Genomic DNA, 26,987 nt, shown 5'->3' with positions numbered 1-26,987 from the left:
CTTGGGACGCGGAGCGTCCCGGGCTGCATTCCCACGCAGAGCGTGGGAACGATCCGGCGAACCAAGTTGGTGCAGGAAATTTCCGACGCCCATTTTCGTGCACAAATCCGCCCGTGCCCTTTCTTTCTTCACCTTTTAAAACGCTTGTTCGGGACTCTGGTTCGGAAATTGCTACTTTCATTAGGTCTTACGCTTTCCAGTAACAATAATTCTGCGCCACAAGCGCTCATATTGGTTCTTAGGGATTGAATAATGAAAAAAGCATTGCTGACCCTTTCTGCACTGGCGTTGTGCATGGCTGCCGGCTCCGCGCTGGCCAAGGAATACAAAGAATTGCGTTTTGGCGTTGACCCTTCCTACGCACCATTCGAGTCGAAAGCGGCCGACGGCAGCCTGGTGGGCTTCGATATCGATCTGGGCAACGCAATCTGCGCCGAGCTGAAGGTCAAGTGCAAATGGGTCGAAAGCGATTTCGACGGCATGATTCCGGGCCTCAAGGCCAATAAATTCGACGGTGTGATCTCTTCGATGACCGTCACCCCGGCTCGCGAAAAAGTCATCGACTTCTCCAGCGAGCTGTTCTCCGGCCCGACCGCGTACGTGTCCAAAAAAGGTTCTGGCGTAACGGCAGACGTCGCTTCGCTCAAGGGCAAAACCGTCGGCTACGAACAAGGCACCATTCAAGAAGCCTATGCCAAAGCCGTTCTGGACAAGGCTGGCGTGAAAACCCAGGCCTATCAGAACCAGGATCAGGTGTATTCCGACCTGACTTCCGGTCGTCTCGACGCCGGGATCCAGGACATGCTGCAAGCCGAATTGGGCTTTTTGAAGTCACCCAATGGCGCTGGTTACGAAATCAGCAAGCCGGTGGACAGCGAATTGCTGCCTGCCAAAACAGCTATCGGTATCTCTAAAGGTAACAAAGACCTGAAGGCACTTTTGGATAAAGGTATCAAAGCGTTACACGACGATGGCACCTACGCCACCATTCAGAAGAAACACTTTGGCGATCTGAATCTGTACAGCGGCAAATAATGCCCGGCGCCCATCTCGCGATGGGCGCTTTTTTTACTCGATCAGGTTGCTGATTTATGTTCGAAAACCTCTTACAAAACCTGGGGCTCTCAGCCTTCAGCCTTAAGGGCTTCGGTCCTTTGCTGTTGGAAGGCACCTGGATGACCATCAAATTATCGGTGTTGTCGCTCTTGGTGGCCGTGTTACTCGGCTTGCTGGGCGCCAGTGCCAAACTGTCCAAAGTCAAACTGGTGCGCGTGCCCGCGCAGGTCTACACCACGCTGATCCGCGGCGTGCCGGACCTGGTGCTGATGCTGTTGATTTTCTACAGCCTGCAAACCTGGTTGACGTCGTTTACCGATTTCATGGAATGGGAATACATCGAGATCAACCCGTTCAGCGCCGGGGTCATCACCCTGGGCTTCATTTATGGCGCGTATTTCACTGAAACCTTCCGTGGGGCGATCCTTGCCGTGCCACGTGGCCAAGTCGAAGCCGCCACTGCCTATGGCCTCAAACGCGGCCAGCGCTTCTGGATCGTGGTGTTCCCGCAAATGATGCGCTTCGCCCTGCCAGGCATTGGTAACAACTGGATGGTGATGCTCAAGGCCACCGCGCTGGTGTCGATCATCGGCCTCGCCGACCTGGTCAAAGCCGCGCAGGACGCCGGTAAAAGCACCTATCAACTGTTCTACTTCCTGGTCCTGGCCGCGCTGATTTACCTGCTGATCACCAGTGCTTCCAACTTCGTCCTGCGCTGGCTTGAACGCCGCTACGCCGCCGGCTCCCGGGAGGCCGTACGATGATCGAACTCTTGCAGGAATACTGGAAACCCTTCCTTTATACCGACGGCTATCACATCACCGGCCTGGCCATGACCATGTGGCTGCTCAGCGCTTCGATCTTCATCGGTTTCCTGGTGTCGATCCCGCTGTCCATCGCCCGGGTTTCGCCGCACTTCTACATCCGCTTGCCGGTGCAGTTCTACACCTACCTGTTCCGCGGCACGCCGCTCTATATCCAGTTGCTGATCTGCTACACCGGGATTTACAGCCTGGCGGCCATTCGTGCGCAACCGGTGCTGGACGCGTTCTTCCGCGATGCGATGAACTGCACCATCCTCGCCTTCGCCCTGAACACCTGCGCCTACACCACGGAGATTTTCGCCGGGGCGATCCGCAGCATGAACCACGGTGAAGTCGAAGCCGCCAAGGCCTACGGTCTGACAGGCTGGAAGCTCTATGCCTACGTGATCATGCCGTCGGCCCTGCGTCGCTCGTTGCCTTATTACAGCAACGAAGTGATTCTGATGCTGCACTCGACCACCGTGGCGTTCACCGCGACCATCCCGGACATCCTGAAAGTCGCGCGGGACGCCAACTCGGCGACCTTCCTGACCTTCCAGTCGTTCGGCATCGCCGCGCTGATCTACCTGACCGTGACCTTTGCGCTGGTCGGCCTGTTCCGTCTCGCCGAACGCCGATGGCTGGCCTTCCTCGGGCCGACTCACTAGGATTTCTTACAACATGCGCCACCAGAAACATGACTTGCTGGCCCCGCTGCCGGGGACCGCACGACAGATCCACAGCTTTCACTTCGGCCCTTCGTCGGCCAAAGGCAAGATCTACATTCAGTCGTCCCTTCACGCCGATGAAATGCCCGGCATGCTGGTGGCCTGGCACCTCAAGCAGCGTTTGACGCAGCTCGAAGCCGCCGGCCGCCTGCGCAGCGAAATCGTGCTGGTGCCCGTGGCCAACCCGGTCGGCCTCGAACAAGTGCTGATGGACGTGCCGCTGGGCCGCTACGAACTGGAGAGCGGGCAGAACTTCAACCGCTGGTTCGTCGATTTGAGCGAAGAGGTTGGTAACGAGATCGAAGGCCAGCTTGGCGACGATCCGCAGCACAACCTCGAACTGATCCGCACCAGTCTGCGCAACGCCCTCGCCCGCCAGACCGCCGGCACCCAACTGCAATCCCAGCGCCTGACCCTGCAACGCCTGGCCTGCGACGCGGACATGGTGCTGGACCTGCATTGCGATTTCGAAGCCGTCGCGCACCTCTACACCACGCCCGAGGCCTGGCCGCAGGTCGAGCCACTGGCGCGTTACATCGGCGCCGAGGCGAGTTTGCTGGCCACCGATTCCGGCGGCCAGTCGTTCGATGAATGCTTCACCTTGCTCTGGTGGCAGTTGAAGGAGCGCTTCGGCGAGCACTTCGATATTCCGCTGGGCAGCTTTTCGGTCACCGTCGAATTGCGCGGCCAGGGCGACGTCTATCATCCGCTGGCCAGCGCCGATTGCCAGGCGCTGATCGATTACCTGATTCACTTCGGCGCCATTGCCGGCACACCTGCGCCTTTGCCCGAGCTGCCCTACCCGGCCACCCCGCTGGCCGGTGTGGAACCCGTGGCCACGCCCGTCGGCGGGTTGCTGGTGTTCACCGCCGTGCCGGGGCAATACCTGGAAGCTGGGCAACTGATTGCCGAAGTCATCGACCCGATCCTTGACCGCGTCACCCCTATCCATTGCAACGCCGCCGGGTTGATGTACGCCCGCTCGCTGCGCCGCATGGCCACTGCCGGCATGGTGATCGCCCACGTCGCGGGCACCGAAGCCTATCGCAGCGGCTACCTACTTTCGCCTTGAGGATGCATGCCCCATGTATAAATTGACCATCGACGGCCTGCATAAAAGCTATGGCGACCATCATGTGCTCAAAGGTGTTTCGCTCAAGGCCAACACCGGCGACGTCATCAGCCTGATCGGCGCCAGCGGCTCGGGGAAAAGTACCTTCCTGCGCTGCATCAACTTCCTCGAACAACCGAATGACGGCGCCATGAGCCTGGATGGCAAGGACATCCGCATGGTCAAGGATCGTCACGGCATGCACGTGGCCGATCCCGATGAACTGCAACGGATCCGCACGCGCCTGGCGATGGTGTTCCAGCATTTCAACCTGTGGAGCCACATGACGGTGCTGGAAAACATCACCATGGCGCCGCGCCGGGTGTTGGGGTGCAGCAAAGAGGAAGCGGAAGACCGCGCCCGGCGATATCTCGACAAAGTGGGCCTGGCGGCGCGCGTAGCCGATCAGTACCCGGCATTTCTGTCCGGCGGCCAACAGCAACGGGTAGCTATCGCCCGAGCACTGGCCATGGAGCCGGAAGTGATGCTGTTCGACGAACCGACCTCGGCCCTCGACCCGGAACTGGTGGGCGAAGTACTGCGCGTGATCCAGGGCCTGGCCGAAGAAGGCCGGACCATGATCATGGTGACTCACGAGATGAGCTTTGCCCGCAAAGTGTCGAGCCAGGTGTTGTTTCTGCACCAGGGGTTGGTGGAGGAAGAAGGGGCGCCGGAGGATGTGCTGGGCAGTCCGAAGAGTGAGCGGTTGAAGCAGTTTCTGAGCGGCAACCTCAAGTAATACACCGTCCTGACCCTGTAGGAGCAAAGGCTTGCTCCTACAGGACCGCGCACCGCCATTAAACCTTTCGCATCGCGGCGCGGTCACTGAAAGAAGACTTTCAGAGCGCACACGGCCGGCATGGGAACCTCCCCCGACTACGCAAAGCAATGGTTCACCGCTCGCGGCTGGAAGCCGTTCGCCTTTCAGAAACAGGTGTGGGCGGCGGTCAAGCGGGGCGAGTCCGGGTTGCTGCATGCCAGTACCGGTGCCGGTAAAACCTATGCGGTGTGGTTTGCCGCGCTCAATCGCTTCGCCTCGTCTGTTGCACCTGTTGAAACGCCTCGCAAACGCAAACCGGTGGCACCACCGCTGACAATGCTGTGGATAACGCCCATGCGTGCCTTGGCCGCCGACACTGCGCGAGCGCTGGAAGCGCCGCTACACGCCTTGCAAATCCCCTGGAGCGTCGGCCTGCGCACCGGCGACACCAGCAGCAGCGAACGCGCCCGCCAGAGCCGGCGCCTGCCGACCACACTGATCACCACCCCGGAAAGCCTGACCCTGATGCTCGCCCGTGCCGATGCGCAAACCGCGTTGTCGACATTGCGCATGGTGGTGGTCGATGAATGGCACGAGTTGCTCGGCAACAAGCGTGGCGTGCAACTGCAATTGGCCCTCGCACGTTTGCGCCGATGGCATCCGGACTTGATCGTCTGGGGCGTTTCCACAACGCTGGGAAATCAGGCCCACGCCGAACAGGTATTAATCCCACAAGGTGGCGGTATCAGCGTTCAAGGCGAAAACGGCAAGGAGCTGCGGGTCGATACGCTGTTGCCGCCTGCCATCGAGCGTTTTCCCTGGGCCGGGCACATCGGCTTGAAGATGTTGCCGCAGGTGGTCGCCGAACTCGACTCCAGCCCCAGCACTCTGGTTTTCACCAACACCCGCGCCCAGTCGGAGATCTGGTATCAGGCGCTGCTGGAGGCGCGCCCGGATTGGGCCGGGTTGATCGCCTTGCATCACAGTTCGCTGTCCCGGGACACCCGAGACTGGGTCGAGCGCGCGCTCAAGGACGGGCAGCTCAAAGCGGTGGTCTGCACCTCCAGCCTCGACTTGGGCGTGGATTTCCTGCCGGTGGAACGCGTGCTGCAAATCGGCTCGGCCAAAGGCGTGGCGCGGCTGATGCAGCGTGCAGGGCGTTCCGGGCATGCGCCGGGGCGGGTTTCGCGGGTGACGCTGGTGCCGACGCACAGCCTGGAACTGATCGAAGCGGCTGCCGCTGAAGGCGCCGTGGCGCAACGCCGTATAGAACCTCGGGAGTCGCCGCACAAGCCGCTGGATGTGCTGGTGCAGCATCTGGTCAGCATGGCGTTGGGCGGTGGGTTTATGCCGGATGAGCTGTACGAAGAAGTGCGCGGCACCTGGGCTTATCGGGACCTCACGCCGGCGGATTGGGCCTGGGCATTGGCTTTCGTACGCCACGGTGGACTTTCCCTGACGGCTTATCCGGATTATCGCCGGGTCGAACCGGATGAACAGGGCGTCTGGCGTGTGCCGGATGCGCGGCTGGCGCGCCGGCATCGCATGAGCATCGGCACCATCGTCAGCGATGCGAGCATTGCGCTGAAGTTCTGGAGCAAGGGTGGTGGCGGCAAGCAATTGGGCAGTGTCGAGGAAGGTTTTATCGCAAGGCTCAAACCAGGCGACGGCCTTCTGTTCGCAGGGCGTTTGCTGGAACTGGTACGGGTTGAAAACATGACCGCGTACGTCAGGCGCAGCAACGTGAAAAAAGCCGCAGTGCCGCGCTGGAATGGCGGGCGTATGCCACTGTCCAGCGAGTTGGCCCAAGCGGTGGTTGCGCGATTCAGTGCGGCGGCATCGGGTCACTTTGTCGGCCCTGAAATGATCGCGTTGCGTCCACTGCTGGAAGTGCAACAGCGCTGGTCCGGGCTGCCGACCGAGACCAGCCTGTTGGCCGAAGCGCTGAAATCCCGCGAGGGCTGGCACTTGTTCCTCTACCCCTTCGCCGGGCGCCAGGTGCATCTGGGGCTGGCGAGCCTGCTGGCCTGGCGGGTCAGTCAGCGGCAAGCGGTGACATTCTCTATCGCAGTCAACGACTATGGACTGGAACTGCTCAGCGCGACCGCTATCGACTGGTCCCATCACCTGAATCCCGATTTGTTCAGCGCCGAACATCTGCTGGCCGATGTGCTCGCCAGCCTCAATGCCGGTGAATTGGCGCTTCGGCGTTTTCGGGAAATCGCAAGAATTGCTGGACTGGTGTTCGCCGGCTACCCCGGCGCGCCCAAAAGCACGCGACAGGTTCAAGCATCGAGCGGTTTGTTCTTTGAAGTGTTCAAACAATACGACGCCGACAACTTGTTGCTGGCCCAAGCCGGGGAAGAAGTCCTACGAGAAGAACTGGATATTCGACGACTGGAGCAGACCTTGGAACGCATCAATAGCTTGAGATTCGACCTGCATCAGATCAAGCGTCCTACGCCGCTGGGCTTTCCGCTGCAGGTGGAACGGATGCGCGAGAGCATGAGTTCCGAGAAACTGGCGGATCGCATCCGGCGAATGGTCGGCGATCTGGAAAAAACCGCTGAAACCGGGAAAGCCTGATGAGCGCGCCTTATCCAGTGCGTCTGGCCGGCGAAGAACTCTGGTTGCTGCCCGAGAAAGCCATCTACTGGCCGGTGCAGCAAGCGCTGTTGATCGCCGATGTGCATTTCGGCAAGGCCGCGGCCTATCGCAGTCTCGGTCAGCCCGTACCACGGGGTACCACCGGACAAAACATCGCGGTGCTGGATGAGTTGCTGAGTGCCCTGCCCTGTCGTCAGCTGATTTTCCTCGGCGACTTCCTTCATGGTCCCGGCTCCCACGCAAAGGAGACGTTGAAGGCCCTGGCAGAATGGCGAGGACGCCACCTCGAGCTGCCTATAACGCTGATTCGCGGTAATCATGACAAGCGCGCTGGCGATCCACCGTTGTCGTTGAACATCCGCGTGGTACCAGAACCTCTGCTACTGGGGCCATTTGCCCTGCAGCACGAACCTGATCCTCACCCGAGCCGCCATGTACTCGCGGGGCATGTGCATCCGGTCTACCGGTTGAATGGCAGAGGACGTCAAAGCTTGCGATTGCCGTGTTTCAGGCTCGGGACGGAAATCAGCCTGTTGCCCGCGTTCGGCGCGTTTACCGGCGGGTATCAGATCGCGCAGGAGGACAGTTGTAAGATCTTTGTTATTGGCGACAACGAAATATGGCCAGTCAGCTGAAGTCTTTAAGGACTACAGCTGACTGGCCATTCATTTTCAACAGCACGTGTCAGGCAACAGGCGCCGGAGGCGGCTCGTCCGGCAGGGTCGGCTCACCGGGCTCGGTGGGCTGTTCGTTGGGGGTATCGGGATCAGGCTGACCGGGAATGCCCCCAGCCATGCTGATGGGCGGATGTGCCAACAAGGACCAGGCCATAACGCCAATCTGATTGGGCTCAAGCCTTGCCAGTTCGGCACTTATTCGGGGATCGATCTTCATGGAGCACTCCTGAGCAGTGGCCCGGTTTACTGTGCGCAAACCGGGCAGTACACCCAATAGAGTGTCTACCTGCTGAAGAATTCCCGGCAACTGTCAGATGGACGGATCAGGTGCGTGGCAAAGTGACGCCGCGCTGGCCCTGATACTTGCCGCCACGGTCCTTATAGGAGACTTCGCACTCTTCGTCGGATTCAAAGAACAGCATCTGTGCCACGCCTTCATTGGCGTAGATTTTCGCCGGCAAGGTCGTGGTGTTGGAGAATTCCAGGGTCACGTGGCCTTCCCATTCAGGTTCGAGCGGCGTCACGTTGACGATAATGCCGCAACGGGCGTAGGTGCTTTTACCCAGGCAGATGGTCAGTACGTTGCGCGGAATGCGGAAGAATTCCACGGTGCGCGCCAGGGCAAACGAGTTCGGCGGGATGATGCAGACGTCGCTGGTTACGTCGACGAAGCTCTTTTCGTCAAAGTTCTTCGGGTCGACGATGGCCGAGTTGATGTTGGTGAACACCTTGAATTCACCGGCGCAACGTACGTCGTAGCCGTAGCTCGACACACCATAGGAAATCAGGCGCTCGGCACCTTCGCCGCGCATCTGGCGCTCGACGAACGGTTCGATCATGCCGTGCTCTTGCGCCATGCGGCGAATCCACTTGTCCGATTTGATGCTCATGGCGGGGTGTCCTGAATAGCGAGGTGGAAAAATTCTGTCCGGCATCTTACTAGGCGCGCGCTCCGGGTTCAAAGTGCGAGGCGTAATTCTCGCCGATCCCCCCTGATTGCCGGCTCTTTCCGCCAAAACGATGCACCGTCAGTCACGAAAACAGAGAAACCTTCGCAGGAAGCATTGGCACGTTCCGGAAAAAGGGTTAAGGTGGCGCCACTGTGCTGCTTGTGTCACTGAGAATCTCTACACGATATGTTGAATTTCGATCCAACCATCTACAAGAATTTTTCCTGCTCTTTGCACTCAGTCTCGGCCAGGGTTCTTCCTGCGTCGCAGTTATCTTTGTTCAAGGAGTTACACCATGTCTAATCGCCAAACTGGTACCGTTAAGTGGTTCAACGATGAAAAAGGCTTCGGCTTCATCACTCCACAATCCGGTGACGACCTGTTCGTTCACTTCAAAGCTATCCAATCCGACGGCTTCAAAAGCCTGAAAGAAGGCCAACAGGTTTCTTTCATCGCTACCCGCGGTCAGAAAGGCATGCAAGCTGAAGAAGTTCAAGTTATCTAACTTGTACTTGCTTTAGTAAAAAGCCCCGCCCTTAAAAGCGGGGCTTTTTTGTGGGCGTCTGTTTTTGCCTTACGCCCTCCTCTCGTCCTTCTATATGATTCGCCACCTGGAAATCACATGGAAGCAGCAGGATGCCGTTCAACCAATGGAAAACCCTGGGCGCAGCGCTGATCACGCTCGCACTCCCCTTCTCGACTCACGCCAATCCCCGCCCCGACCATCCGACCATCATCGTCGGCATGGATACCCACGCCACCTATATCGCCAAAGGCCCAGCCATTCAAGGCGTCCCTCAGGCAGAACTGCGTGCGGCGGCTTTGCTGGAACTCTCTACGGCACACGCCTGCGGCAGCAACGAGGTCTACCTCACACCAGAATCGGTGGGCGTACCCAACGAATCGTTTGGCCGACTGCTTAATGAAGTCCAGCAACTGATCGACGACGAAACCCCGCTGCTGATCACGCTCTCGGAATGTGACGGCAAACGGGCTTTTTTTGAAAAGGTCCGCCCCTGCACGCCCGAAGAATGCGGTGACCTGACAGCATCCTTGGTAGACGGAACGTTGTATCTGGACGAGGACTATGCACCGACCAGCAAAGGCCAGGCGTCTTTCTTCCTGAAAATGCCGATGGCCTACGACAGCAAGCGCAAAGCCTGGCACGCCAAAGTCTTTTACATCGAATCAGGCAGCGTGCGTCGCGACTATTACGTCGATGCCAAGGACTATGTGTCAGGCAAGCCGGTCCTTGCCTCAAAATCCTACTACTCGAATGGAAAGCTCGGACAAAGCTATCAGAACGACGCCAAGGGCCAAACCCAGGGCGAGGTAATCACCTATTCCGAAAGCGGGATTGTCACCAAGCGCGCCCATTACTTGAATGACAAACTGGAAGGCTGGGAGACCACCTACCACGATAACGGCAAAAAGGCTGAGTCCTACAACTGGCACGCCGGCAAGCACGTGGATGGCGAGTATCTGGAATATGACGAAGACGGCGCAGTGATCGGCCGCCTCACCTATGACAATGATGTTCTGAACGGCCCGATTCTCGGCTATTACCCCGATGGCAAAATCAAATCGCGCGCTCAATACGTCAACGGCAAAATGGTCGGCCCCAACCTTTCCTACTTTCCGGACGGCTCACTGGAAAGCAGCACGGACTACGTCGACAACGCGCCGCAGGGCTGGCAAATCGAGTATCACCCGAATGCAACGGTGAAACAGAAAGTCTTTGTGGACGAGCACTCCGTCCAGCGCAGTCATGCCAGCTGGAACGTCCAGGGTGTACAAACCGTGCAATGGCAGTGGGATGAGCAGCACCGCGAACAGGGCGACTTCAAAGAGTGGTACGCCAACGGCCAGCTCAAGGAACAAAAAACTTACAAGGACGGCAAACTTGAAGGCCCGTCCATCACTTGGTGGGAAAACGGCCAGATGAATACGTCGGTCGATTACGTCGAGGGCCGCGAGCAAGGTGTGATGCACATGTGGAAAGAGGATGGCAGCCCGAACGGCGAATGCCGATATGAGGCTGGGGTCCGTCAGGGTGAATGCACTCGACCCGAATCACCAGCGCCTACAGCCAGCTAATCGCCCGCCCAAGAAAAAGCCCCGCAACCTTACGGTGACGGGGCTTTTTTTGTGCAAATACGACAGTTACCAGGCCACGCCAAACCCTGCGGTATAGCGAGTCTTGCTCAAATCAGCATCATCGGTGCCGCTGATGATGTCGCGCTCGGCCTTGAGGTTAAGCGAAGCCCAGTCGGTGACTTTGTAGCGCAAGCCCAATTCGGCATCGAGCGCGTAATCGGCCACGCCGGACAGCGGCTTGCCCAATTCGCCATTGGTGAAGAACTCGACCTTTTTGCCAATCAGGTAACGGTTGTAGTCCCACTTCATGGCCACCGAATAGAAGTTGTCCTTGCCGCCATCGCGGTATTCGTAATCGGTGCGGTTGAGCAGCGAACCGAGCGAGAATGCGCCAAGCTCGTTATCCCAGAACTGATACCCCGGACCGGTACCGACCACGCGCTGACGGGACAGCTCTTCGACCTTGTCGCGCTTGTAGTTCACGCGACCATCCCAGTACCAGTGCTCGGTGAGGAATCGGTCAAGGGAGTATTCGGCACGCCAGTTGTCGGTGGTGACCACGTCATCCTGGAACTCGCGGTTGTACTCGCCCTCGGCCGTATGCCGCCAGCGGCCATGCCGCGCCGAGGTCTTGAAGCCGACATCGTAGTCGTCGGTGTCCTTCTCGGCGCGCTGGTAATCCAGGGCCATGTCGACATTGCCCTTCCAGACCAGATCTTCGACCACCGGTTTAGGCTTGAGGATCTGTTGGATACTCGCCAACTCAACGGTTTTCGGCGCCTCGCCATTGGCCAGAGTCACCTTGCCATCTTCGGCAGCCTTCAATGATTTGGCTTTCTCGCCGTTGTAGGCATCCTGCTTGACCAGTAATTCCTGATCGCTTTCGAGGGTTTTGACCTGTTTCCAGTCAATCGGAACCGCACCGGCATATTCGGTCTGGATCAGCAGCTTGCCGCCATCGAATACGGTGATCTTGCCGCTCAATTTGTCACCGTTTTTCAACCATACGGTGTCGGCGAGCAAAGGCGTGGAAGCACTGAAAACAGCGAGGCACAGCAAGGTTCTGGGCAACATAAGCAGATCAAAGGCTCTGGTTTGCGAAAAAAGTCGGCATTATCCCTAGGAATAAGGCGCTAGCAAGGACTGACCCGACTATTTCTATTGAGTTCATTTCTCAATTGGCACGTCAGGACTTAATCTGTTGGCTGCAAAGCGAATTTCTTCAGGAACTGCGGACGTGACAGACCCGACCACCGAAACCGAAGACCCGGCGCAAATCCGACGCACGGCGCTCTATCTGACCCTGGCCCAAGTACCCGAGGGCAAAGTCGTGAGTTACGGGCAACTGGCCGAGTTGGCAGGACTGGGCCGCGCGGCGCGCTGGGTCGGACGCACACTGAGCCAGTTGCCCGGCGACACCAAGTTGCCCTGGCACCGGGTGCTGGGTGCCGGTGGTCGGATCAGCCTGCCGGTGGGCAGCCCGTCGGGGGATGAACAACGGGCACGCTTGCGCATGGAGGGCATTAGTATCCTGAACAATCGTGTTGATATTCAGCGTCATGGCTGGCGCCCGGTAGAGCACAGCGGTTAGAGTGCGCGCTTTGTTTCCGTAATCTTGAGGCAGACTCCAGCCCATGCCCCGTAAAACCTGGCGCGCCGCGCTCGCCGCCTATGCCAGCCCTTCGACACTTGTGCTGTTGTTGCTTGGTTTCGCCGCCGGCCTGCCCTACATGCTGGTGTTTTCGACGCTGTCGGTCTGGTTGCGCGAGGCCGGTGTGGCCCGCGAAACCATTGGCTACGCAAGCCTGATAGGCCTGGCCTACGCCTTTAAATGGGTGTGGTCCCCGCTGCTCGACCAATGGCGCCTGCCATTCCTCGGCAAGCTGGGTCGACGACGCTCCTGGCTGGTGCTATCCCAGTCGCTGGTGATCCTCGGCCTGATCGGCATGGGTTTCTGCGACCCGCAAAAGCATTTGTCCTGGTTGATCGCCATCGCCGTGATCGTGGCCTTCGCCTCGGCGACACAAGACATCGCTGTGGACGCATATCGCCTGGAAATCGCCGAAGACAGTCGTCAGGCTGCGCTGGCCGCGAGCTACATGTCCGGCTACCGCATCGCTGCACTGTTGGCCACCGCTGGCGCCCTGTTCTTCGCGGAAGGCTTCGGCTCCACGGGCTTCAACTACCAACATTCGGCATGGGCCGGCACTTATGTGCTGTTCGGCGCCTTGATGATTCCTGCACTGCTGACCAGTCTGTTCATGCGCGAACCGCCAGTACCGCTGCGCACTCAGTTGCAAGCGGGGCGCTACAGCTTTGCGCATCAACTGGCCTCGGTGTTTGTCCTGATCGTACTGCTGGTGTCCGTACCGGCCATGTTCACCCAGCTCTACAACACTGATTTCGCCGCCGTGCTGTTCCAGGGCGAGAGCCTGCTTGACCTGCTGCTAGAAGACCGCGCGTTCCTGCGGGCGATCCTCTACATCACGCTCACAGCCCTGTGCCTGTCGGCCATGGGTCGCCGCGGCTTGGCGCCGGTGCTGACACCGGTCAACGACTTCATTCTGCGGTACCGCTGGCAAGCGTTCCTGCTGCTCGGACTGATCGCCACCTACCGGATGTCCGATACGGTCATGGGCGTGATGGCTAACGTGTTCTACATCGATCAGGGCTTCACCAAGGATCAGATCGCCAGCGTCAGCAAGATTTTCGGCCTGATCATGACCCTGGTCGGCGCCGGCATGGGCGGCCTGCTGATCGTGCGCTTCGGTATCCTGCCGATTCTGCTCATCGGCGGTATCACATCGGCCGGCACCAACTTGCTGTTCCTGATGCTCGCCGACATGGGCGCCAACCTGAACATGCTGATCCTGACCATTTCCCTGGACAACTTCAGCTCGGGCCTGGCGACGTCGGCGTTCGTCGCTTACTTGTCGAGCCTGACCAACCTCAAGTTCTCCGCCACCCAATACGCCCTGCTCAGCTCGATCATGCTCTTGCTGCCGCGCCTGATCGGCGGCTACTCCGGGGTCATGGTGGAGAAATTCGGCTATCACAACTTCTTCCTGATCACCGCCCTGCTCGGTGTTCCGACATTGCTGCTGATCGCTCTGCACTGGTTCCAGGAGAGCCGCCGGGCCGGCCCGAAGCCGACGCCTGAACCGGTGCAGACGCCGGCCGTGGAAGAGTCGTAGGAAATGTCCCGAATGGCGGGAGGTTTCCCGCCATCGAGCCACACCGCCGGCCGCACTTCTGTACGTCAGCAGATCTCGCCCGTACAATGCTCCGTCATTTCTCGTCATCAGCAACCGACAACGGCCAACCATGCGCACCAGTCAATTTTTGCTCGCCACACAGAAAGAAACGCCTTCCGACGCGGTCGTGATCAGCCACCAGCTGATGCTGCGCGCCGGCATGATCCGCAAACTCGCCTCGGGCCTGTACACCTGGCTGCCCATGGGTTTGCGAGTGATGCGCAAGGTCGAAGCCGTCGTTCGTGAAGAAATGAACGCCGCCGGCTCGCTTGAAGTGTTGATGCCGAGCACTCAACCGGCTGAGCTGTGGCAGGAATCCGGTCGTTGGGAAGAGTACGGCCCTGAACTGCTGCGCTTCAAGGATCGCCACGGTCGCGACTTCTGCGCCGGTCCGACCCACGAAGAAGTGATCACCGACCTGATGCGCAATGAGCTAAGCAGCTACAAACAGCTGCCAATCAACGTGTACCAGATCCAGACCAAATTCCGTGACGAAATCCGTCCACGCTTCGGCTTGATGCGCGGTCGCGAATTCATCATGAAGGACGCCTACTCCTTCCACGCAGACCAGCCATCGCTGCAGATCACCTACGATCGCATGCACCAGGCTTACTGCAACGTGTTCACCCGTCTGGGCCTGAAGTTCCGTCCTGTTGAAGCCGACAACGGCTCCATCGGCGGTGCCGGCTCCCACGAGTTCCACGTACTGGCCGAGTCCGGCGAAGACGATATCGTGTTCAGCAACGGCTCCGACTACGCCGCGAACATCGAGAAAGCCGAGGCCGTACCGCGTGAAACCTCCCGCGCCGCTCCGGCCGAAGAGCTGCGTCTGGTCGACACCCCGAACGCCAAGACCATTGCGCAACTGGTCGAAGGCTTCAATCTGCCGATCGAAAAGACCATCAAGACCCTCGTGGTTCACGCTGAAGAAGCAGGCAAGCTGATTGCCCTGATCATCCGTGGCGACCATGAGCTGAACGAAATCAAGGCCTCCCAACAGCCAGGCGTTGCCAGCCCGCTGGTGATGGCTTCGGAAAGCGAATTGCGTGATGCGATTGGCGCCGGTGCCGGCTCCCTCGGCCCGTTGAACCTGCCGCTACCGATCATCATCGACCGTTCGGTCGAGCTGATGAGCGACTTCGGTATTGGCGCCAACATCGACGACAAGCACTACTTCGGCGTGAACTGGGAACGCGACCTGCCGGTTCCGACCGTGGCCGACCTGCGCAACGTCGTGGCCGGCGACCCAAGCCCGGATGGCAAGGGCACCCTGGAAATCAAGCGCGGCATCGAAGTCGGGCACATCTTCCAGCTGGGCAACAAGTACAGCAAAGCGATGAAGTGCGAAGTGCTGGGCGAGAACGGCAAGCCGGTCACCCTGGAAATGGGTTGCTACGGCATCGGCGTTTCCCGCGTGGTGGCAGCCGCCATCGAGCAGAGCAACGACGACAAAGGGATTATCTGGAGCGACACACTGGCACCATTCCAGATTGCCCTGGTACCGCTGCGCTACGACAACGAGCAGGTTCGCGAAGCCACCGACAAGCTGTACGCAGAATTGACTGCGGCCGGTTTTGAAGTGCTGCTGGACGACCGCGACAAGAAAACCAGCCCGGGCATCAAGTTCGCGGACATGGAGCTGATCGGCATTCCTCACCGGATCGTGGTCAGTGACCGCGGCCTCGCCGAAGGCAATCTGGAATACAAGAGCCGCACCGAGGCCGAGGCGCAAGCCCTGCCGGTCGCTGACGTGCTGTCCTTCCTCCAGGCCCGTATCCGCCGCTGACACCAGATAGAGAAGTCATGTTCAAGCGAAACACCTTAGGCCTCGGTGGTGCTGCCCTGTGCGGCACCCTGCTGGTCAGCGGTTGTGCCAATCAGATGTCACAACGCAGCGAGCACGAGGAACGGGTCGAGCGAAAATTGCTCGATCACAGCCTGCAGATCGATGTCGGTGAGCCCAAGGTGCTTGAGCTGCCACAACGTCGGGTGAAAATCCACGAGCAAAAAACCTTCGAAGTCACCGAATTCGAAGTCACGCGTCATTACGACCGCTACACGCCGTACCAACCCTGGCGGGAGGTCTACGAGATCCCGCTGGGCATGGTGGCCGTAGTGGCTGGCGTCGGCGCGAATGTGGTCAACGTGTTTGCCCTCGGCAATCTTCCCGACAGCGTGACGAAGGACTGGCTGAGCTACGGTGTTGCCGGGATCAACCCGTTCATGAACGTGCAGTCTCACGGTCGCGCCCAGCAAAACCTGGCTGGCATCGACGAAGTCCAGCGCGACAAACGCACGGAATACTCGAGCCTGCCCTGGAGCGAGCGCCCGGTGCAGGTCAAGGCCGGCAAGGAAACCTTCGAACTGAGCACCGACAAAAACGGCGTATTGCGCCTGAACCTGTTGGACAGTCCGTTCGCTGAACATGACATCAACCATCTGAGCCGGCTGTTGATTACCGTCGCAGATGCCCAGGACGATGTGCACACCGACTCGTCCCTGGCGGTCAGCAGCGGTTTGCGCGGCAAACTGCTCGAAGCCCACGGATTGATTTACGACGACCTCGAAGACGACGAAGTGAGCCAGTGGGTACACCGGGTCAAACGTCTGTCGGAGCTGGGTCTGGAAGAAGAAGCCAGTGAGCTGGAACAGAGCCTGATCGAACTGACGCGCAACGATCCTGAGCTGCAGACCGAATTCCTCAAGTCCTTGACCAGGGATGCCGGGCGACTGGTGGCTGATCCAAACCCGAATTAACAGCCTTTAAAAGATCGCAGCCTTCGGCAGCGCCTACATTGGATCGATATACATCCTGTAGGCGCTGCCGAAGGCTGCGATCTTTTGCTTTTTAGAATCTCACCGCTCAAACAACTCCATCTGCTCAAACCCACCGCGCAAATCCTCCAGCCTCACCCCGACCCCCAACAACCGCACCGGTTTACCGCCGCGATTGAACGCCTGGGTCAACAACAACTGATAGCTCCCCAGATCCCGCCCTGCCCCGGCCTGCTCCAGCGTGGTCTGGGTGAAGTCATGGAATTTCACTTTGACGAACGGCTTGCCCGGCCGGTAGCTGCTGTCGACCCGCGCCATGCGTCCGGCGAGGGTTTCCAGTAATTCAGGCAGTTTGTCCAGGCAACTCACCAGATCCGGTAGATCGACGTCGTAGGTATTTTCGACGCTGATGGATTGCCGACGGTTGTCGTTGTGCACCAGTCGCTCATCGATCCCACGGGCCAGGCTCCAGAGTCGCTCACCGAAACTGCCGAATTCGCGCACCAGTGCCAACTTGTTCCACTCACGCAGCTGCGAACAATCAATGATGCCGAGCCTGGCGAGCTTGTCGGCGGTGACCTTGCCCACGCCGTGCAGCTTGCTCACCGGCAATCCGCTGACAAAGTCTTCCACCTGATCCGGTGTAATGACGAATAAGCCGTTGGGCTTCTTCCAGTCACTGGCGATCTTGGCGAGAAACTTGTTCGGCGCCACACCCGCCGAGACCGTGATGTGCAACTGATTGGAGACGCGACGGCGGATGTCCTGGGCAATTCGCGTGGCGCTGCCGCCAAAATGCGCGCTGTCCGACACGTCCAGGTACGCCTCATCCAGGGAAAGCGGTTCGATCAGGTCGGTGTAATCGCTGAAGATCGTGTGAATTTCCTTCGACGCTTCTCTATAGGCGTCCATCCGCGGCTTGACGATGGTCAGGTCCGGGCACAGCTTCAAGGCATGCCCGGAAGACATCGCCGAGCGCACACCATAGGCCCGCGCCTCATAATTACAGGTGGCAATCACCCCGCGTCGGTCCGCCGACCCGCCCACCGCCAGTGGCTTACCGGCCAGGCGCGGGTCATCACGCATCTCGATGGCAGCGTAGAAGCAGTCACAATCGACGTGGATGATTTTGCGCTGAGTCATATAAAGGCAGTGTTCATGGCAAGGAAATGACGTGATGACGAGCCGGATCGGCAGTATCTCACTGACACCTGTATATAGCACCAGTACTCTGAATGTTCTTTCCCCCCGTAGGAAAAGTGCCAGTTGAATTTATTTTTTCAATCGTCAAGCCTCACCCGATAGAGCTTAAAGCCTTGCCACACCGACCTTGCAGCCAATCACCCAGCCCTAATTTCAAGCTAAGCGATTGAACGGGAAGAGGTTTTCTCTGAGTTGAAGGTTGACAGATCGCCGATCCTCTGTAGAATGCCGACACACAGACGCGGGATGGAGCAGTCTGGTAGCTCGTCGGGCTCATAACCCGAAGGTCGTCGGTTCAAATCCGGCTCCCGCAACCAAACATCAAAAAAGGCTACTCGAAAGAGTGGCCTTTTTTGTGCGCGTCGCTTTTTGTAAATACTAGATAGGAAAGAGCGGGTAACGGCTGACGGTGCAGAAACGAGAAATCGCTCCGATTCCGCAACTTAAGTCTCCCCCACGACCGTTCGCCGCTCATTTACACTTATTTGACCCTATTCAGGATTAACGGTGGACACTCAGGCATTCGCCTGTAGAATGCCGCCACACAGACGCGGGATGGAGCAGTCTGGTAGCTCGTCGGGCTCATAACCCGAAGGTCGTCGGTTCAAATCCGGCTCCCGCAACCAAACATCAAAAAAGGCTACTCGAAAGAGTGGCCTTTTTTGTGCGCGTCTCTTTTATAAATTTGAATAGAAACGAGCAAGTAACGGCTGACGACGCAGAAACAAGAAATCGTTCCTATTCCGAAACTTAGGCCTCCCCTGCGACCGCTCGCCGCTCACTTACGCTTATTTGACCCTATTCAGGATTAACGGTTGACACTCCGTCGTTCGCCTGTAGAATGCCGCCACACAGACGCGGGATGGAGCAGTCTGGTAGCTCGTCGGGCTCATAACCCGAAGGTCGTCGGTTCAAATCCGGCTCCCGCAACCAAACATCAAAAAAGGCTACTCGAAAGAGTGGCCTTTTTTGTATCTGTTGAAAAAGTCCTTTCGCAACAATGATCTGTCACTGTGCAGTGAACCGTTCGGGATCACCAAGGCTCTGAGTTCAGACTATGCTCTGTGCCAGGCAGGCCCTCTACGACCGATGACGCGCCATCGCCTCGAACCGGCGAAAAGCGTTAATATTTGTGATTATTTTTTTCTACAGGGATTGGTAACTTGGCTCGATACCTCCATCCTGTCGCGCACAATCCAAGAGGTGATTGATGCGCGCCAACTCGTCTGATACACAAGACACCGTCACAGCGACACAACCTATCAAGCCCGAGCGTTTGCGCCTGCTTGATCGGGTCAGTAAATACCGTCAGCCCATAGGTCTTGCGGTTACTTTGCTGTTGTTCGCTATCGCGCTGATTGCCTGTCGCCATCTATTAAGCGAACTCGATCTGTATGCGCTTCACGACTCGATCCTGGACGTCCCGAAACCGGCATTGATCGGTGCTTTGGGCGCGACCGTCGTCGGCTTCATCATTTTGCTCGGCTATGAATGGTCCGCCAGCCGCTATGCCGGCGTCACCCTGGCGCCACGAACCCTCGCTCTGGGCGGTTTCACCGCTTTCGCCATCGGTAATGCCATCGGTCTGTCGATGCTCTCGGGCGGCTCGGTTCGCTACCGTTTATATGCACGTCATGGTTTGGGGGCTTCCGACGTCGCCCACATGACGCTGTTTGCCAGCCTTTCGCTCGGCTGCGCCCTGCCCCCTCTGGCAGCACTGGCGACCCTGAGCAACCTGCCCGCCGCCTCCGCCGCCCTGGGCCTCTCCGAAACATTGCTGGGCGTGATTGCCGCCGCCGTGCTGTTGCTCACGACCGTGCTGGCCATCGGCATCTATCGCCGTCGACTGCCGGAGCAGCCTTATCCGGACAACCTGCTGGTCAAGGCCGGGCGCCGCACGCTGCGCCTTCCGGGCCGGCGCCTGACCTTCCTGCAACTGGTCATCACCGCACTGGACGTGGCCGCCGCCGCGACCGTGCTTTATCTGTTGCTGCCGGAAGCCCCTCCCTTTGGCGCCTTCCTGCTGGTCTACCTGTTGGCCCTGGCCGCTGGCGTGCTCAGCCATGTACCCGGCGGTGTCGGAGTGTTCGAAGCGATTCTGCTGGCCGCATTCGCTGACACCCTCGGTGCCGCGCCATTGGCCGCCGCCCTGCTGCTGTATCGACTGATCTATGTGGTGTTGCCGTTGTTGGTGGCCTGCGTATTCTTGCTGATCAACGAAGGCCAGCGCCTGTTCCAGTCCCGTCAGTCGCTGCGGGCGGCTTCTGGCTTGGCTGCACCGATTCTGGCGCTGTTGGTGTTCTTGTCCGGCGTGGTGCTGCTGTTCTCCGGCGCGACCCCGGAAATCGACACGCGCCTGGAGCACATCGGCTTCCTGATTCCTCATCGCCTGGTTGACGCCTCGCACTTTGGTGCCAGCCTGATCGGCGTGCTCTGTCTATTGCTAGCCCAGGGCCTGCGCCGTCGACTGTCGGCGGCGTGGATGCTGACCACGATTCTGTTGCTGGTCGGCGCCCTGCTCTCGCTGCTCAAGGGTTTCGACTGGGAAGAAGCTTGCCTGATGACCCTGACGGCGAGCTTGCTCGGGGTGTTCCGCCGTTCGTTCTATCGCGCCAGCCGTCTGACTGAACTGCCCTTCTCGCCGCTGTACCTGGTCGCCAGCCTGTGCGTACTTGGCGCGTCGATCTGGCTGCTGCTGTTTGCCTATCAGGACGTTCCCTACAGCCATCAACTGTGGTGGCAGTTCACCCTCGACGCTGACGCGCCACGTGGCTTGCGTTCGTTGTTGGGCGCTGCGGTATTGTTGGTGGTGGTGTCCTTGACCTGGCTGCTGCGCACCGCGCGCCCAGTCATTCATCTGCCAACGCCGGATGAACTGGATCGCGCAGTAAAGATCCTCATGGCCTCATCGCAACCCGACGGTGGCCTCGCCCTGACCGGTGACAAGGCGTTGTTGTTTCACCCTAACGACGAAGCGTTCCTGATGTATGCCCGCCGTGGCCGCAGCCTGGTGGCGCTGTACGACCCGATCGGCCCGACCCAGCAACGGGCGGAAATGATCTGGCAGTTCCGCGACCTTTGCGACATCCACCACGCCCGCCCGGTTTTCTATCAAGTACGCGCCGAGAATCTGCCGTACTACATGGACATCGGCCTGACCGCGATCAAGCTCGGCGAAGAAGCCCGGGTCGATCTGCATCGCTTTGATCTCGAAGCCAAGGGCAAAGAGATGAAAGACCTGCGCTACACCTGGAATCGCGGCACCCGTGACGGCCTGTCGCTGGAAATCCACGAGCCTGGCCACGCGCCGATGGATGAGCTCAAGGTGATTTCCGATGCCTGGCTGACCGGCAAGAACGTGCGCGAGAAAGGCTTCTCTCTCGGCCGCTTCAGCGATGACTACCTCAAGCATTTCCGCGTGGCGGTGATCCGTTTCGAAGGGCGCCCGGTGGCGTTCGCCAACCTGCTCGAGACCTACGGCCATGACCTGGCCAGCCTCGACCTGATGCGCGCGCACCCGGACGCCCCCAAGCTGACCATGGAGTTCATGATGGTCGGTCTGATTCAACATTATAAAAATCATGGATATGCGCGTTTCAGTCTGGGCATGGTGCCGCTGTCGGGTCTACAACCCCGTCGCGGCGCGCCACTGACCCAGCGCCTGGGCTCGATGGTTTTCCGCCGTGGTGAGCAGCTCTATAACTTCCAAGGCTTGCGCCGCTTCAAAGACAAATTCCAGCCTGACTGGGAACCCCGTTATATGGCCGTGCCCGCCGGACTCGATCCGCTGGTTGCCCTGGCCGATACTGCTGCCCTGATTGCGGGCGGCTTGACTGGATTGGTGAAACGCTGATGATTCAACGCTCCTTGCGGTACGTACTGGCCACACTGGTAGTGCTGGCCCTGATTGTCGGTGGCGGTTACTGGTACATGAAACGCCCGGCACCGGAACCGACCCTCGAACTGCTGACGCCGGCCGACGGCGCCGCCATGACCCGGGTTATTCCCGGCACCACGCCCAAGGCTCAGGTGCTGGTGGCGGTCACTGCTGAACAGAAGCTCAGCGATCAACAACTGAAGTCCCTGAGCCGCAGCGCTGCGGCGCAAATCGTTCAAGTGATCCTGCCCAAAGACTGCCTGCTGCAAAGTCGTGCCCTGCAATCCGGTCTGCGCGAGCTGAAAGGCCCGGCGACCCTGGTCAGTGGCATCGGCCCTGGCGCCGTACTGGCCTGGCGCTGGTTGTCCGAGCAGAAGAACGACAAGGCCCAGGCCGTGTCGGTGGACCTGGCTCTGGAAAAGGGTGGCTGCACGCACCTGCTGCCAAAAAGCGCCGCCCACGGCCATTGGCTGGTGGCCTGGAACGACAACCCGGACGACGCCAGCGCGGGCTTCGTGCGCGACCAACCCAACGCCGAAACCAGCATCAGCGACTACGACATCAACCTGCCGCAAGTGCTGAACAACGAACTGCGCAAAATCCTCGTCGGTGGCGATAAAGCCGCTGGCGGCCTGCAAATTCCAGTGGTTGAAGTGCCGGCCGGGCAAGCCAAAGACACCGTCACCCTGTTCCTCTCCGGTGACGGCGGCTGGCGCGACCTCGACCGCGACGTCGCGGGCGAGATGGCCAAGATCGGCTACCCGGTGGTCGGCATCGACACCCTGCGCTACTACTGGCAGCACAAGAGCCCGGAGCAAAGCGCCCTGGACCTCGCCGAGCTAATGCAGCACTACCGTCAGAAGTGGGGCACCAAGCGCTTCATCCTGACCGGTTACTCGTTCGGCGCCGACGTACTGCCGGCGATCTACAACCGCCTCGCGGAATCGGAACAACAACGGGTCGACGCCATCATCCTGCTCGCCTTCGCCCGCACCGGCAGCTTCGAAATCGAAGTCGAAGGCTGGCTCGGCAACGCCGGCAAAGAAGCCGCCACCGGCCCGGAAATGGCCAAGCTGCCACCTGAGAAAGTGGTGTGCATCTACGGCGAAGAAGAAGTCGACGAAAGCGGCTGCACCGACAAGACCGCCGTGGGCGAAGCCATGAAACTGCCTGGCGGTCACCACTTCGACGAGAACTACCCGGCGCTGGCACAGCGCTTGGTGGACATCATCGTCAAGCGCCAGGCCAAGGAAGAAGCGACGGCGCAGGAGTGATCTGAGCCCCGCCGAATAAAAAGCCCCCGCAGCCTTATGGTTGCGGGGGCTTTTTCATTCTGGCAGCCACACCACCAATCCCCCTGTGGGAGCGAGCTTGCTCGCGATAGCGTCGGCACAGGCAACATGGATAGCGACTGATCCACCGCTATCGCGAGCAAGCTCGCTCCCACAGAGGATCTTCATTGCATTGGGGTGATGTGCCCAGACACAAAAAAGCCCCCGCTACCTCAATGGCAACGGGGGCTTTTTAGCGAGGTTTACATCTCCACCTGAGTCCCCAACTCAATCACCCGGTTCAGCGGCAGATTGAAGAAGCGCAAATTACCGTTGGCATTCTGCAACATGAAGGCGAACAACCCCTCACGCCAGCGGGCCATGCCTTCGAGTTTGGAGGCGATGACCGTCTCGCGGCTGAGGAAGTAGGTGGTGCGCATCGGGCTGAAGTCCAGGTCGTCGAGATGACACAGTTTCAGCGCTTGCGGCACGTCTGGTTCGTCGACGAAGCCGAAGTGCAGGATCACCCGGAAGAACCCTTCGCCGTAGGAATCCACCTCGAAACGCCGGGATGCCGGCACCCGCGGGATGTCTTCGTACACCACCGTCAGCAGCACCACTTGTTCATGCAACACCTGGTTATGCAGCAGGTTGTGCAACAACGCGTGGGGCACGGCGTCCGGGCGCGCGGTGAGGAACACGGCGGTGCCCTGGACGCGGTGCGGCGGTTGTACGCGGATACTGCTGATGAAGATCGGCAGCGGCAATCCGCCCTCGTCGAGACGTTCGACCAGCAGTTGTTTGCCTCGCTTCCATGTGGTCATCAGCACGAATAGAACGATACCGGCGATCACCGGGAACGCCCCGCCCTGAATGATCTTCGGCACGTTGGCAGCGAAGTACAGACCGTCCACCAACAGGAATCCGAACAACAATGGAACCGCGAGGATCGGCGGCCATTTCCACAGCAGCAGTATCACCGCCGACACCAGAATGGTGGTCATCAGCATGGTGCCTGTCACCGCCACACCGTAAGCCGAGGCCAGGGCACCGGAGGATTCGAAGCCCAGCACCAGCAGAATCACGCCGACCATCAGCGCCCAGTTCACTGCGCCGATATAGATCTGGCCTTGTTCAGCGCTGGAGGTGTGCCGGATGTGCATGCGCGGAATGTAACCGAGCTGGATCGCCTGACGGGTCAGGGAGAACGCACCGGAGATCACCGCTTGAGAGGCGATCACAGTCGCCATGGTCGACAAGCCGACCAACGGAATCAACGCCCAGCTCGGCGCCAACAGATAGAACGGGTTGCGGGCGGCTTCCGGATCACCGAGCAGCAACGCGCCCTGGCCGAAGTAATTCAACACCAGCGCCGGCAGCACGAGGATGAACCACGCACGGGCAATCGGCTTGCGACCGAAGTGGCCCATGTCCGCATACAGTGCTTCGGCACCGGTCAATGCCAGCACCACGGCACCAAGAATGGTCACTCCCATGCCTGGGTGGGCGACGAAGAAACGTACGCCCCACACCGGGTTCATCGCGTGCAACACTTCCGGGTGCTGCAGGATGCCGTAGACGCCCAAGGCACCGAGCACCACAAACCAGGTGACCATGATCGGCCCGAACAAAATGCCGATCCGCGCGGTGCCGTGACTCTGAATCAGGAACAGCGCCACCAGCACGATCAACGACAGCGGCACCACCCAATGGTCGATGCCATCGAATGCCAGCCCCAGGCCTTCAATCGCCGAGAGTACAGAAATCGCCGGAGTGATCATGCTGTCGCCATAAAACAGCGCCGCACCGATCAACCCGCAGACCACCAGCAGGGAACGTAACTTCGGGTGCCCCGCCGCCGCCCGCCTGGCCAGTGCGGTCAAGGCCATGATCCCGCCTTCGCCCTGGTTGTCAGCGCGAAGCACGAACATCATGTATTTGATCGAGACGACCCAGATCAACGACCAGAAGATCAGCGCCAGGATGCCCAACACGCCGTCATGGTTGACCGGTACGCCGTAGGCACCGGAGAACACTTCTTTCAGGGTGTACAGCGGGCTCGTGCCGATATCGCCGTAAACCACCCCGACCGCCGCGACCAGCATGCCGATCGGTTTTGCTGCCGAATGCTCAGCGCTCGTCGCCTGACTACTTGCCTGCCCCATCCAAAACTCCTACTACTAAGACCCGGACTTCTTATAAGAAGCACTATGCTTTGCCGTGCAGCATGCGCTGTTTTACTTAAGGTTACAGACGTTTCGTTGACTGTAAAAATTCGGTAAAGCGTAACGGCGCGAAGCATAGCGCAGCACTCGTCGTATTTCCCTGCATAAAGCTGGTCAAGTGCGCCTCTCATCGCTAGAATTGCGCACTTTTTGATCAGAGGCGCAACAAAGCGCCCGTTTGTCGCCTTGCCGATCACGGCTGGAGGCGTCACAAATACCGAGGTTAGACATGTCCACCACTCCTGCGCCGGCCAATCCAAAGGTTGGCTTCGTATCCCTGGGTTGCCCCAAAGCACTGGTCGACTCCGAGCGCATCCTTACCCAGCTGCGCATGGAAGGCTATGACGTCGTGTCCACTTACGAGGACGCCGATGTCGTGGTGGTCAACACCTGCGGTTTCATCGACTCGGCCAAGGCTGAATCTTTGGAAGTGATCGGCGAAGCCATCAAGGAAAACGGCAAGGTCATCGTGACCGGCTGCATGGGCGTCGAAGAAGGCAATATTCGCAAGGTGCACCCGAGCGTGCTGGCCGTGACCGGTCCGCAGCAGTACGAGCAAGTGGTCAACGCCGTGCACGACGCCGTGCCACCGCGCCAGGATCACAACCCGCTGATCGACCTGGTGCCGCCGCAAGGCATCAAGTTGACCCCGCGCCACTACGCGTACCTGAAGATTTCCGAAGGCTGCAACCACAGCTGCAGCTTCTGCATCATCCCGTCGATGCGCGGCAAACTGGTCAGCCGTCCGGTCGGTGACGTGCTCGACGAAGCCCAGCGCCTGGTCAAGGCCGGCGTCAAAGAGCTGTTGGTGATCTCGCAAGACACCAGCGCCTACGGCGTCGACGTGAAATACCGCACCGGTTTCTGGAACGGCGCGCCGGTGAAAACCCGCATGACCGAACTCTGTGAAGCCCTGAGTTCCCTCGGTGTCTGGGTTCGCTTGCACTACGTTTACCCGTACCCGCACGTCGACGAGCTGATCCCGCTGATGGCCGCCGGCAAGATCCTGCCGTACCTGGACATCCCGTTCCAGCACGCCAGCCCGAAAGTCCTCAAAGCCATGAAACGCCCGGCCTTCGAAGACAAGACCCTGGCGCGGATCAAGAACTGGCGCGTGATCTGCCCGGACCTGATCATCCGCTCGACCTTCATCGTCGGCTTCCCCGGCGAAACCGAAGAAGACTTCCAGTACCTGCTGAACTGGCTGACCGAGGCGCAGCTTGATCGCGTTGGCTGCTTCCAGTACTCGCCGGTCGAAGGCGCACCGGCCAACCTGCTGGACGCGGCCATCGTGCCGGACGACGTCAAGCAAGACCGTTGGGACCGCTTCATGGCGCACCAACAGGCCATCAGCTCGGCACGCCTGCAACTGCGCGTCGGCCGTGAAATCGAAGTGCTGGTGGACGAAGTCGACGAGCAAGGCGCGGTCGGCCGCTGCTTCTTCGACGCCCCGGAAATCGACGGTAACGTGTTTATCGACAACGGCAGCAACCTGAAGCCAGGTGACAAAGTCTGGTGCAAAGTGACCGACGCCGACGAATACGACCTGTGGGCTGAACAGATCTAAACGCAAAAAATACGAAAAGCCCCGCT

21 protein-coding genes and 3 tRNA genes are annotated in these 26,987 nt (G+C 59.4%); 19 read left to right on the top strand and 5 right to left on the bottom strand.

Annotated elements, in window-relative coordinates:
* Positions 1-252: 252 nt before the first annotated feature.
* The 7 genes from ACA071_RS06290 (at position 253) to pdeM (ending at position 7,700) form a co-directional block, all read left to right on the top strand.
* The gene (locus ACA071_RS06290; RefSeq protein ID WP_497631413.1) at positions 253-1,035 is read left to right on the top strand and encodes a transporter substrate-binding domain-containing protein; all 783 of its coding nucleotides are present in this window, start codon (positions 253-255) and stop codon (positions 1,033-1,035) included.
* 56 nt (positions 1,036-1,091) lie between these two features.
* The gene (locus ACA071_RS06285; RefSeq protein ID WP_497643588.1) at positions 1,092-1,820 is read left to right on the top strand and encodes an ABC transporter permease; all 729 of its coding nucleotides are present in this window, start codon (positions 1,092-1,094) and stop codon (positions 1,818-1,820) included.
* The gene (locus tag ACA071_RS06280) at positions 1,817-2,527 is read left to right on the top strand and encodes an ABC transporter permease (protein WP_497643587.1); all 711 of its coding nucleotides are present in this window, start codon (positions 1,817-1,819) and stop codon (positions 2,525-2,527) included. Before ACA071_RS06285 ends, ACA071_RS06280 begins: the two co-directional genes overlap by 4 nt.
* Positions 2,528-2,540: 13 nt before the next feature.
* Positions 2,541-3,659, top strand: coding sequence for a succinylglutamate desuccinylase/aspartoacylase family protein (locus ACA071_RS06275; RefSeq protein ID WP_497643586.1), 1,119 nt, complete (start codon positions 2,541-2,543; stop codon positions 3,657-3,659).
* 13 nt (positions 3,660-3,672) lie between these two features.
* On the top strand, positions 3,673-4,437 hold the full coding sequence (locus ACA071_RS06270) for an ABC transporter ATP-binding protein (protein ID WP_403017677.1): 765 nt from the start codon (positions 3,673-3,675) through the stop codon (positions 4,435-4,437).
* A 120-nt stretch (positions 4,438-4,557) separates the two neighbouring features.
* Positions 4,558-7,044: a ligase-associated DNA damage response DEXH box helicase gene (locus ACA071_RS06265; protein WP_497643585.1), complete on the top strand. Its 2,487-nt coding sequence runs from the start codon at positions 4,558-4,560 to the stop codon at positions 7,042-7,044.
* Positions 7,044-7,700, top strand: a complete 657-nt coding sequence (pdeM, locus tag ACA071_RS06260; RefSeq protein ID WP_497643584.1) for a ligase-associated DNA damage response endonuclease PdeM — start codon at positions 7,044-7,046, stop codon at positions 7,698-7,700. The genes ACA071_RS06265 and pdeM overlap by 1 nt, the downstream gene beginning before the upstream one ends.
* 49 nt (positions 7,701-7,749) lie before the next feature.
* On the opposite strand, the gene ACA071_RS06255 is transcribed toward pdeM, so the two are convergent.
* Positions 7,750-7,959, bottom strand: coding sequence for a hypothetical protein (locus ACA071_RS06255; RefSeq protein ID WP_497643583.1), 210 nt, complete (start codon positions 7,957-7,959; stop codon positions 7,750-7,752).
* A gap of 106 nt (positions 7,960-8,065) precedes the next feature.
* The gene (gene dcd / locus ACA071_RS06250; protein WP_054047011.1) at positions 8,066-8,632 is read right to left on the bottom strand and encodes a dCTP deaminase; all 567 of its coding nucleotides are present in this window, start codon (positions 8,630-8,632) and stop codon (positions 8,066-8,068) included.
* A 355-nt stretch (positions 8,633-8,987) separates the two neighbouring features.
* Between dcd and ACA071_RS06245 the strand changes: the two genes are divergently transcribed.
* Both ACA071_RS06245 and ACA071_RS06240 read left to right on the top strand, forming a co-directional pair.
* On the top strand, positions 8,988-9,197 hold the full coding sequence (locus ACA071_RS06245) for a cold-shock protein (RefSeq protein ID WP_002554837.1): 210 nt from the start codon (positions 8,988-8,990) through the stop codon (positions 9,195-9,197).
* Positions 9,198-9,328: 131 nt separating this feature from the next.
* Positions 9,329-10,789 carry a toxin-antitoxin system YwqK family antitoxin gene (locus ACA071_RS06240; protein ID WP_497643582.1) on the top strand — a complete coding sequence of 487 codons (1,461 nt, stop codon included), beginning with the start codon at positions 9,329-9,331 and terminating at the stop codon, positions 10,787-10,789.
* A 66-nt stretch (positions 10,790-10,855) separates the two neighbouring features.
* Here ACA071_RS06240 and ACA071_RS06235 read toward each other — a convergent pair whose 3' ends face one another.
* Positions 10,856-11,863 carry a DUF481 domain-containing protein gene (locus ACA071_RS06235; protein ID WP_497643581.1) on the bottom strand — a complete coding sequence of 336 codons (1,008 nt, stop codon included), beginning with the start codon at positions 11,861-11,863 and terminating at the stop codon, positions 10,856-10,858.
* Positions 11,864-12,026: 163 nt separating this feature from the next.
* Between ACA071_RS06235 and ACA071_RS06230 the strand changes: the two genes are divergently transcribed.
* The 4 genes from ACA071_RS06230 (at position 12,027) to ACA071_RS06215 (ending at position 16,800) form a co-directional block, all read left to right on the top strand.
* Entirely contained in the window at positions 12,027-12,380 is a 354-nt protein-coding gene (locus tag ACA071_RS06230) for an MGMT family protein (RefSeq protein WP_497643580.1), read from the top strand.
* A gap of 43 nt (positions 12,381-12,423) precedes the next feature.
* Positions 12,424-13,983, top strand: coding sequence for an AmpG family muropeptide MFS transporter (locus tag ACA071_RS06225; RefSeq protein WP_497643579.1), 1,560 nt, complete (start codon positions 12,424-12,426; stop codon positions 13,981-13,983).
* Positions 13,984-14,113: 130 nt separating this feature from the next.
* Entirely contained in the window at positions 14,114-15,829 is a 1,716-nt protein-coding gene (locus tag ACA071_RS06220; protein ID WP_497643578.1) for a proline--tRNA ligase, read from the top strand.
* Positions 15,830-15,846: 17 nt separating this feature from the next.
* Positions 15,847-16,800, top strand: coding sequence for a hypothetical protein (locus tag ACA071_RS06215; RefSeq protein ID WP_497643577.1), 954 nt, complete (start codon positions 15,847-15,849; stop codon positions 16,798-16,800).
* 99 nt (positions 16,801-16,899) lie between these two features.
* Here the strand turns inward: ACA071_RS06215 and dinB are convergent, their stop codons facing one another.
* On the bottom strand, positions 16,900-17,961 hold the full coding sequence (gene dinB, locus ACA071_RS06210) for a DNA polymerase IV (protein WP_497643576.1): 1,062 nt from the start codon (positions 17,959-17,961) through the stop codon (positions 16,900-16,902).
* A gap of 300 nt (positions 17,962-18,261) precedes the next feature.
* On the opposite strand from dinB, the gene ACA071_RS06205 reads away from it, so the two are divergent.
* The 5 genes from ACA071_RS06205 (at position 18,262) to ACA071_RS06185 (ending at position 23,172) form a co-directional block, all read left to right on the top strand.
* Positions 18,262-18,338 (top strand) — tRNA-Met (locus ACA071_RS06205).
* Between the two features lie 232 nt (positions 18,339-18,570).
* Positions 18,571-18,647, top strand: a tRNA-Met gene (locus tag ACA071_RS06200).
* 230 nt (positions 18,648-18,877) lie between these two features.
* Positions 18,878-18,954, top strand: a tRNA-Met gene (locus ACA071_RS06195).
* A gap of 277 nt (positions 18,955-19,231) precedes the next feature.
* On the top strand, positions 19,232-21,874 hold the full coding sequence (mprF, locus tag ACA071_RS06190) for a bifunctional lysylphosphatidylglycerol flippase/synthetase MprF (protein ID WP_497643575.1): 2,643 nt from the start codon (positions 19,232-19,234) through the stop codon (positions 21,872-21,874).
* Complete coding sequence (locus tag ACA071_RS06185) at positions 21,874-23,172, top strand: virulence factor family protein (RefSeq protein ID WP_497643574.1); 1,299 nt, start codon at positions 21,874-21,876, stop codon at positions 23,170-23,172. Before mprF ends, ACA071_RS06185 begins: the two co-directional genes overlap by 1 nt.
* Before the next feature lie 260 nt (positions 23,173-23,432).
* Here the strand turns inward: ACA071_RS06185 and ACA071_RS06180 are convergent, their stop codons facing one another.
* The gene (locus tag ACA071_RS06180) at positions 23,433-25,334 is read right to left on the bottom strand and encodes a potassium transporter Kup (RefSeq protein ID WP_497643573.1); all 1,902 of its coding nucleotides are present in this window, start codon (positions 25,332-25,334) and stop codon (positions 23,433-23,435) included.
* A gap of 289 nt (positions 25,335-25,623) precedes the next feature.
* Between ACA071_RS06180 and rimO the strand changes: the two genes are divergently transcribed.
* Entirely contained in the window at positions 25,624-26,961 is a 1,338-nt protein-coding gene (gene rimO, locus ACA071_RS06175; RefSeq protein ID WP_497643572.1) for a 30S ribosomal protein S12 methylthiotransferase RimO, read from the top strand.
* The last annotated feature ends 26 nt before the right edge of the window (positions 26,962-26,987 follow it).

Source organism: Pseudomonas sp. LBUM1646 (assembly GCF_059716165.1).
The sequence above is the reverse complement of the archived record's forward strand: the minus strand, read 5'-3'. Positions and strand labels throughout refer to the sequence as shown.

Coding starts and splice junctions, on each gene's coding strand:
- ACA071_RS06290 (WP_497631413.1), top strand. CDS start 253: ATGAAAAAAGCATTGCTGACCCTTTCTGCACTGGCGTTGTGCATGGCT.
- ACA071_RS06285 (WP_497643588.1), top strand. CDS start 1,092: ATGTTCGAAAACCTCTTACAAAACCTGGGGCTCTCAGCCTTCAGCCTT.
- ACA071_RS06280 (WP_497643587.1), top strand. CDS start 1,817: ATGATCGAACTCTTGCAGGAATACTGGAAACCCTTCCTTTATACCGAC.
- ACA071_RS06275 (WP_497643586.1), top strand. CDS start 2,541: ATGCGCCACCAGAAACATGACTTGCTGGCCCCGCTGCCGGGGACCGCA.
- ACA071_RS06270 (WP_403017677.1), top strand. CDS start 3,673: ATGTATAAATTGACCATCGACGGCCTGCATAAAAGCTATGGCGACCAT.
- ACA071_RS06265 (WP_497643585.1), top strand. CDS start 4,558: ATGGGAACCTCCCCCGACTACGCAAAGCAATGGTTCACCGCTCGCGGC.
- pdeM (WP_497643584.1), top strand. CDS start 7,044: ATGAGCGCGCCTTATCCAGTGCGTCTGGCCGGCGAAGAACTCTGGTTG.
- ACA071_RS06255 (WP_497643583.1), bottom strand. CDS start 7,959: ATGAAGATCGATCCCCGAATAAGTGCCGAACTGGCAAGGCTTGAGCCC.
- dcd (WP_054047011.1), bottom strand. CDS start 8,632: ATGAGCATCAAATCGGACAAGTGGATTCGCCGCATGGCGCAAGAGCAC.
- ACA071_RS06245 (WP_002554837.1), top strand. CDS start 8,988: ATGTCTAATCGCCAAACTGGTACCGTTAAGTGGTTCAACGATGAAAAA.
- ACA071_RS06240 (WP_497643582.1), top strand. CDS start 9,329: ATGCCGTTCAACCAATGGAAAACCCTGGGCGCAGCGCTGATCACGCTC.
- ACA071_RS06235 (WP_497643581.1), bottom strand. CDS start 11,863: ATGTTGCCCAGAACCTTGCTGTGCCTCGCTGTTTTCAGTGCTTCCACG.
- ACA071_RS06225 (WP_497643579.1), top strand. CDS start 12,424: ATGCCCCGTAAAACCTGGCGCGCCGCGCTCGCCGCCTATGCCAGCCCT.
- ACA071_RS06220 (WP_497643578.1), top strand. CDS start 14,114: ATGCGCACCAGTCAATTTTTGCTCGCCACACAGAAAGAAACGCCTTCC.
- ACA071_RS06215 (WP_497643577.1), top strand. CDS start 15,847: ATGTTCAAGCGAAACACCTTAGGCCTCGGTGGTGCTGCCCTGTGCGGC.
- dinB (WP_497643576.1), bottom strand. CDS start 17,961: ATGACTCAGCGCAAAATCATCCACGTCGATTGTGACTGCTTCTACGCT.
- mprF (WP_497643575.1), top strand. CDS start 19,232: ATGCGCGCCAACTCGTCTGATACACAAGACACCGTCACAGCGACACAA.
- ACA071_RS06185 (WP_497643574.1), top strand. CDS start 21,874: ATGATTCAACGCTCCTTGCGGTACGTACTGGCCACACTGGTAGTGCTG.
- ACA071_RS06180 (WP_497643573.1), bottom strand. CDS start 25,334: ATGGGGCAGGCAAGTAGTCAGGCGACGAGCGCTGAGCATTCGGCAGCA.
- rimO (WP_497643572.1), top strand. CDS start 25,624: ATGTCCACCACTCCTGCGCCGGCCAATCCAAAGGTTGGCTTCGTATCC.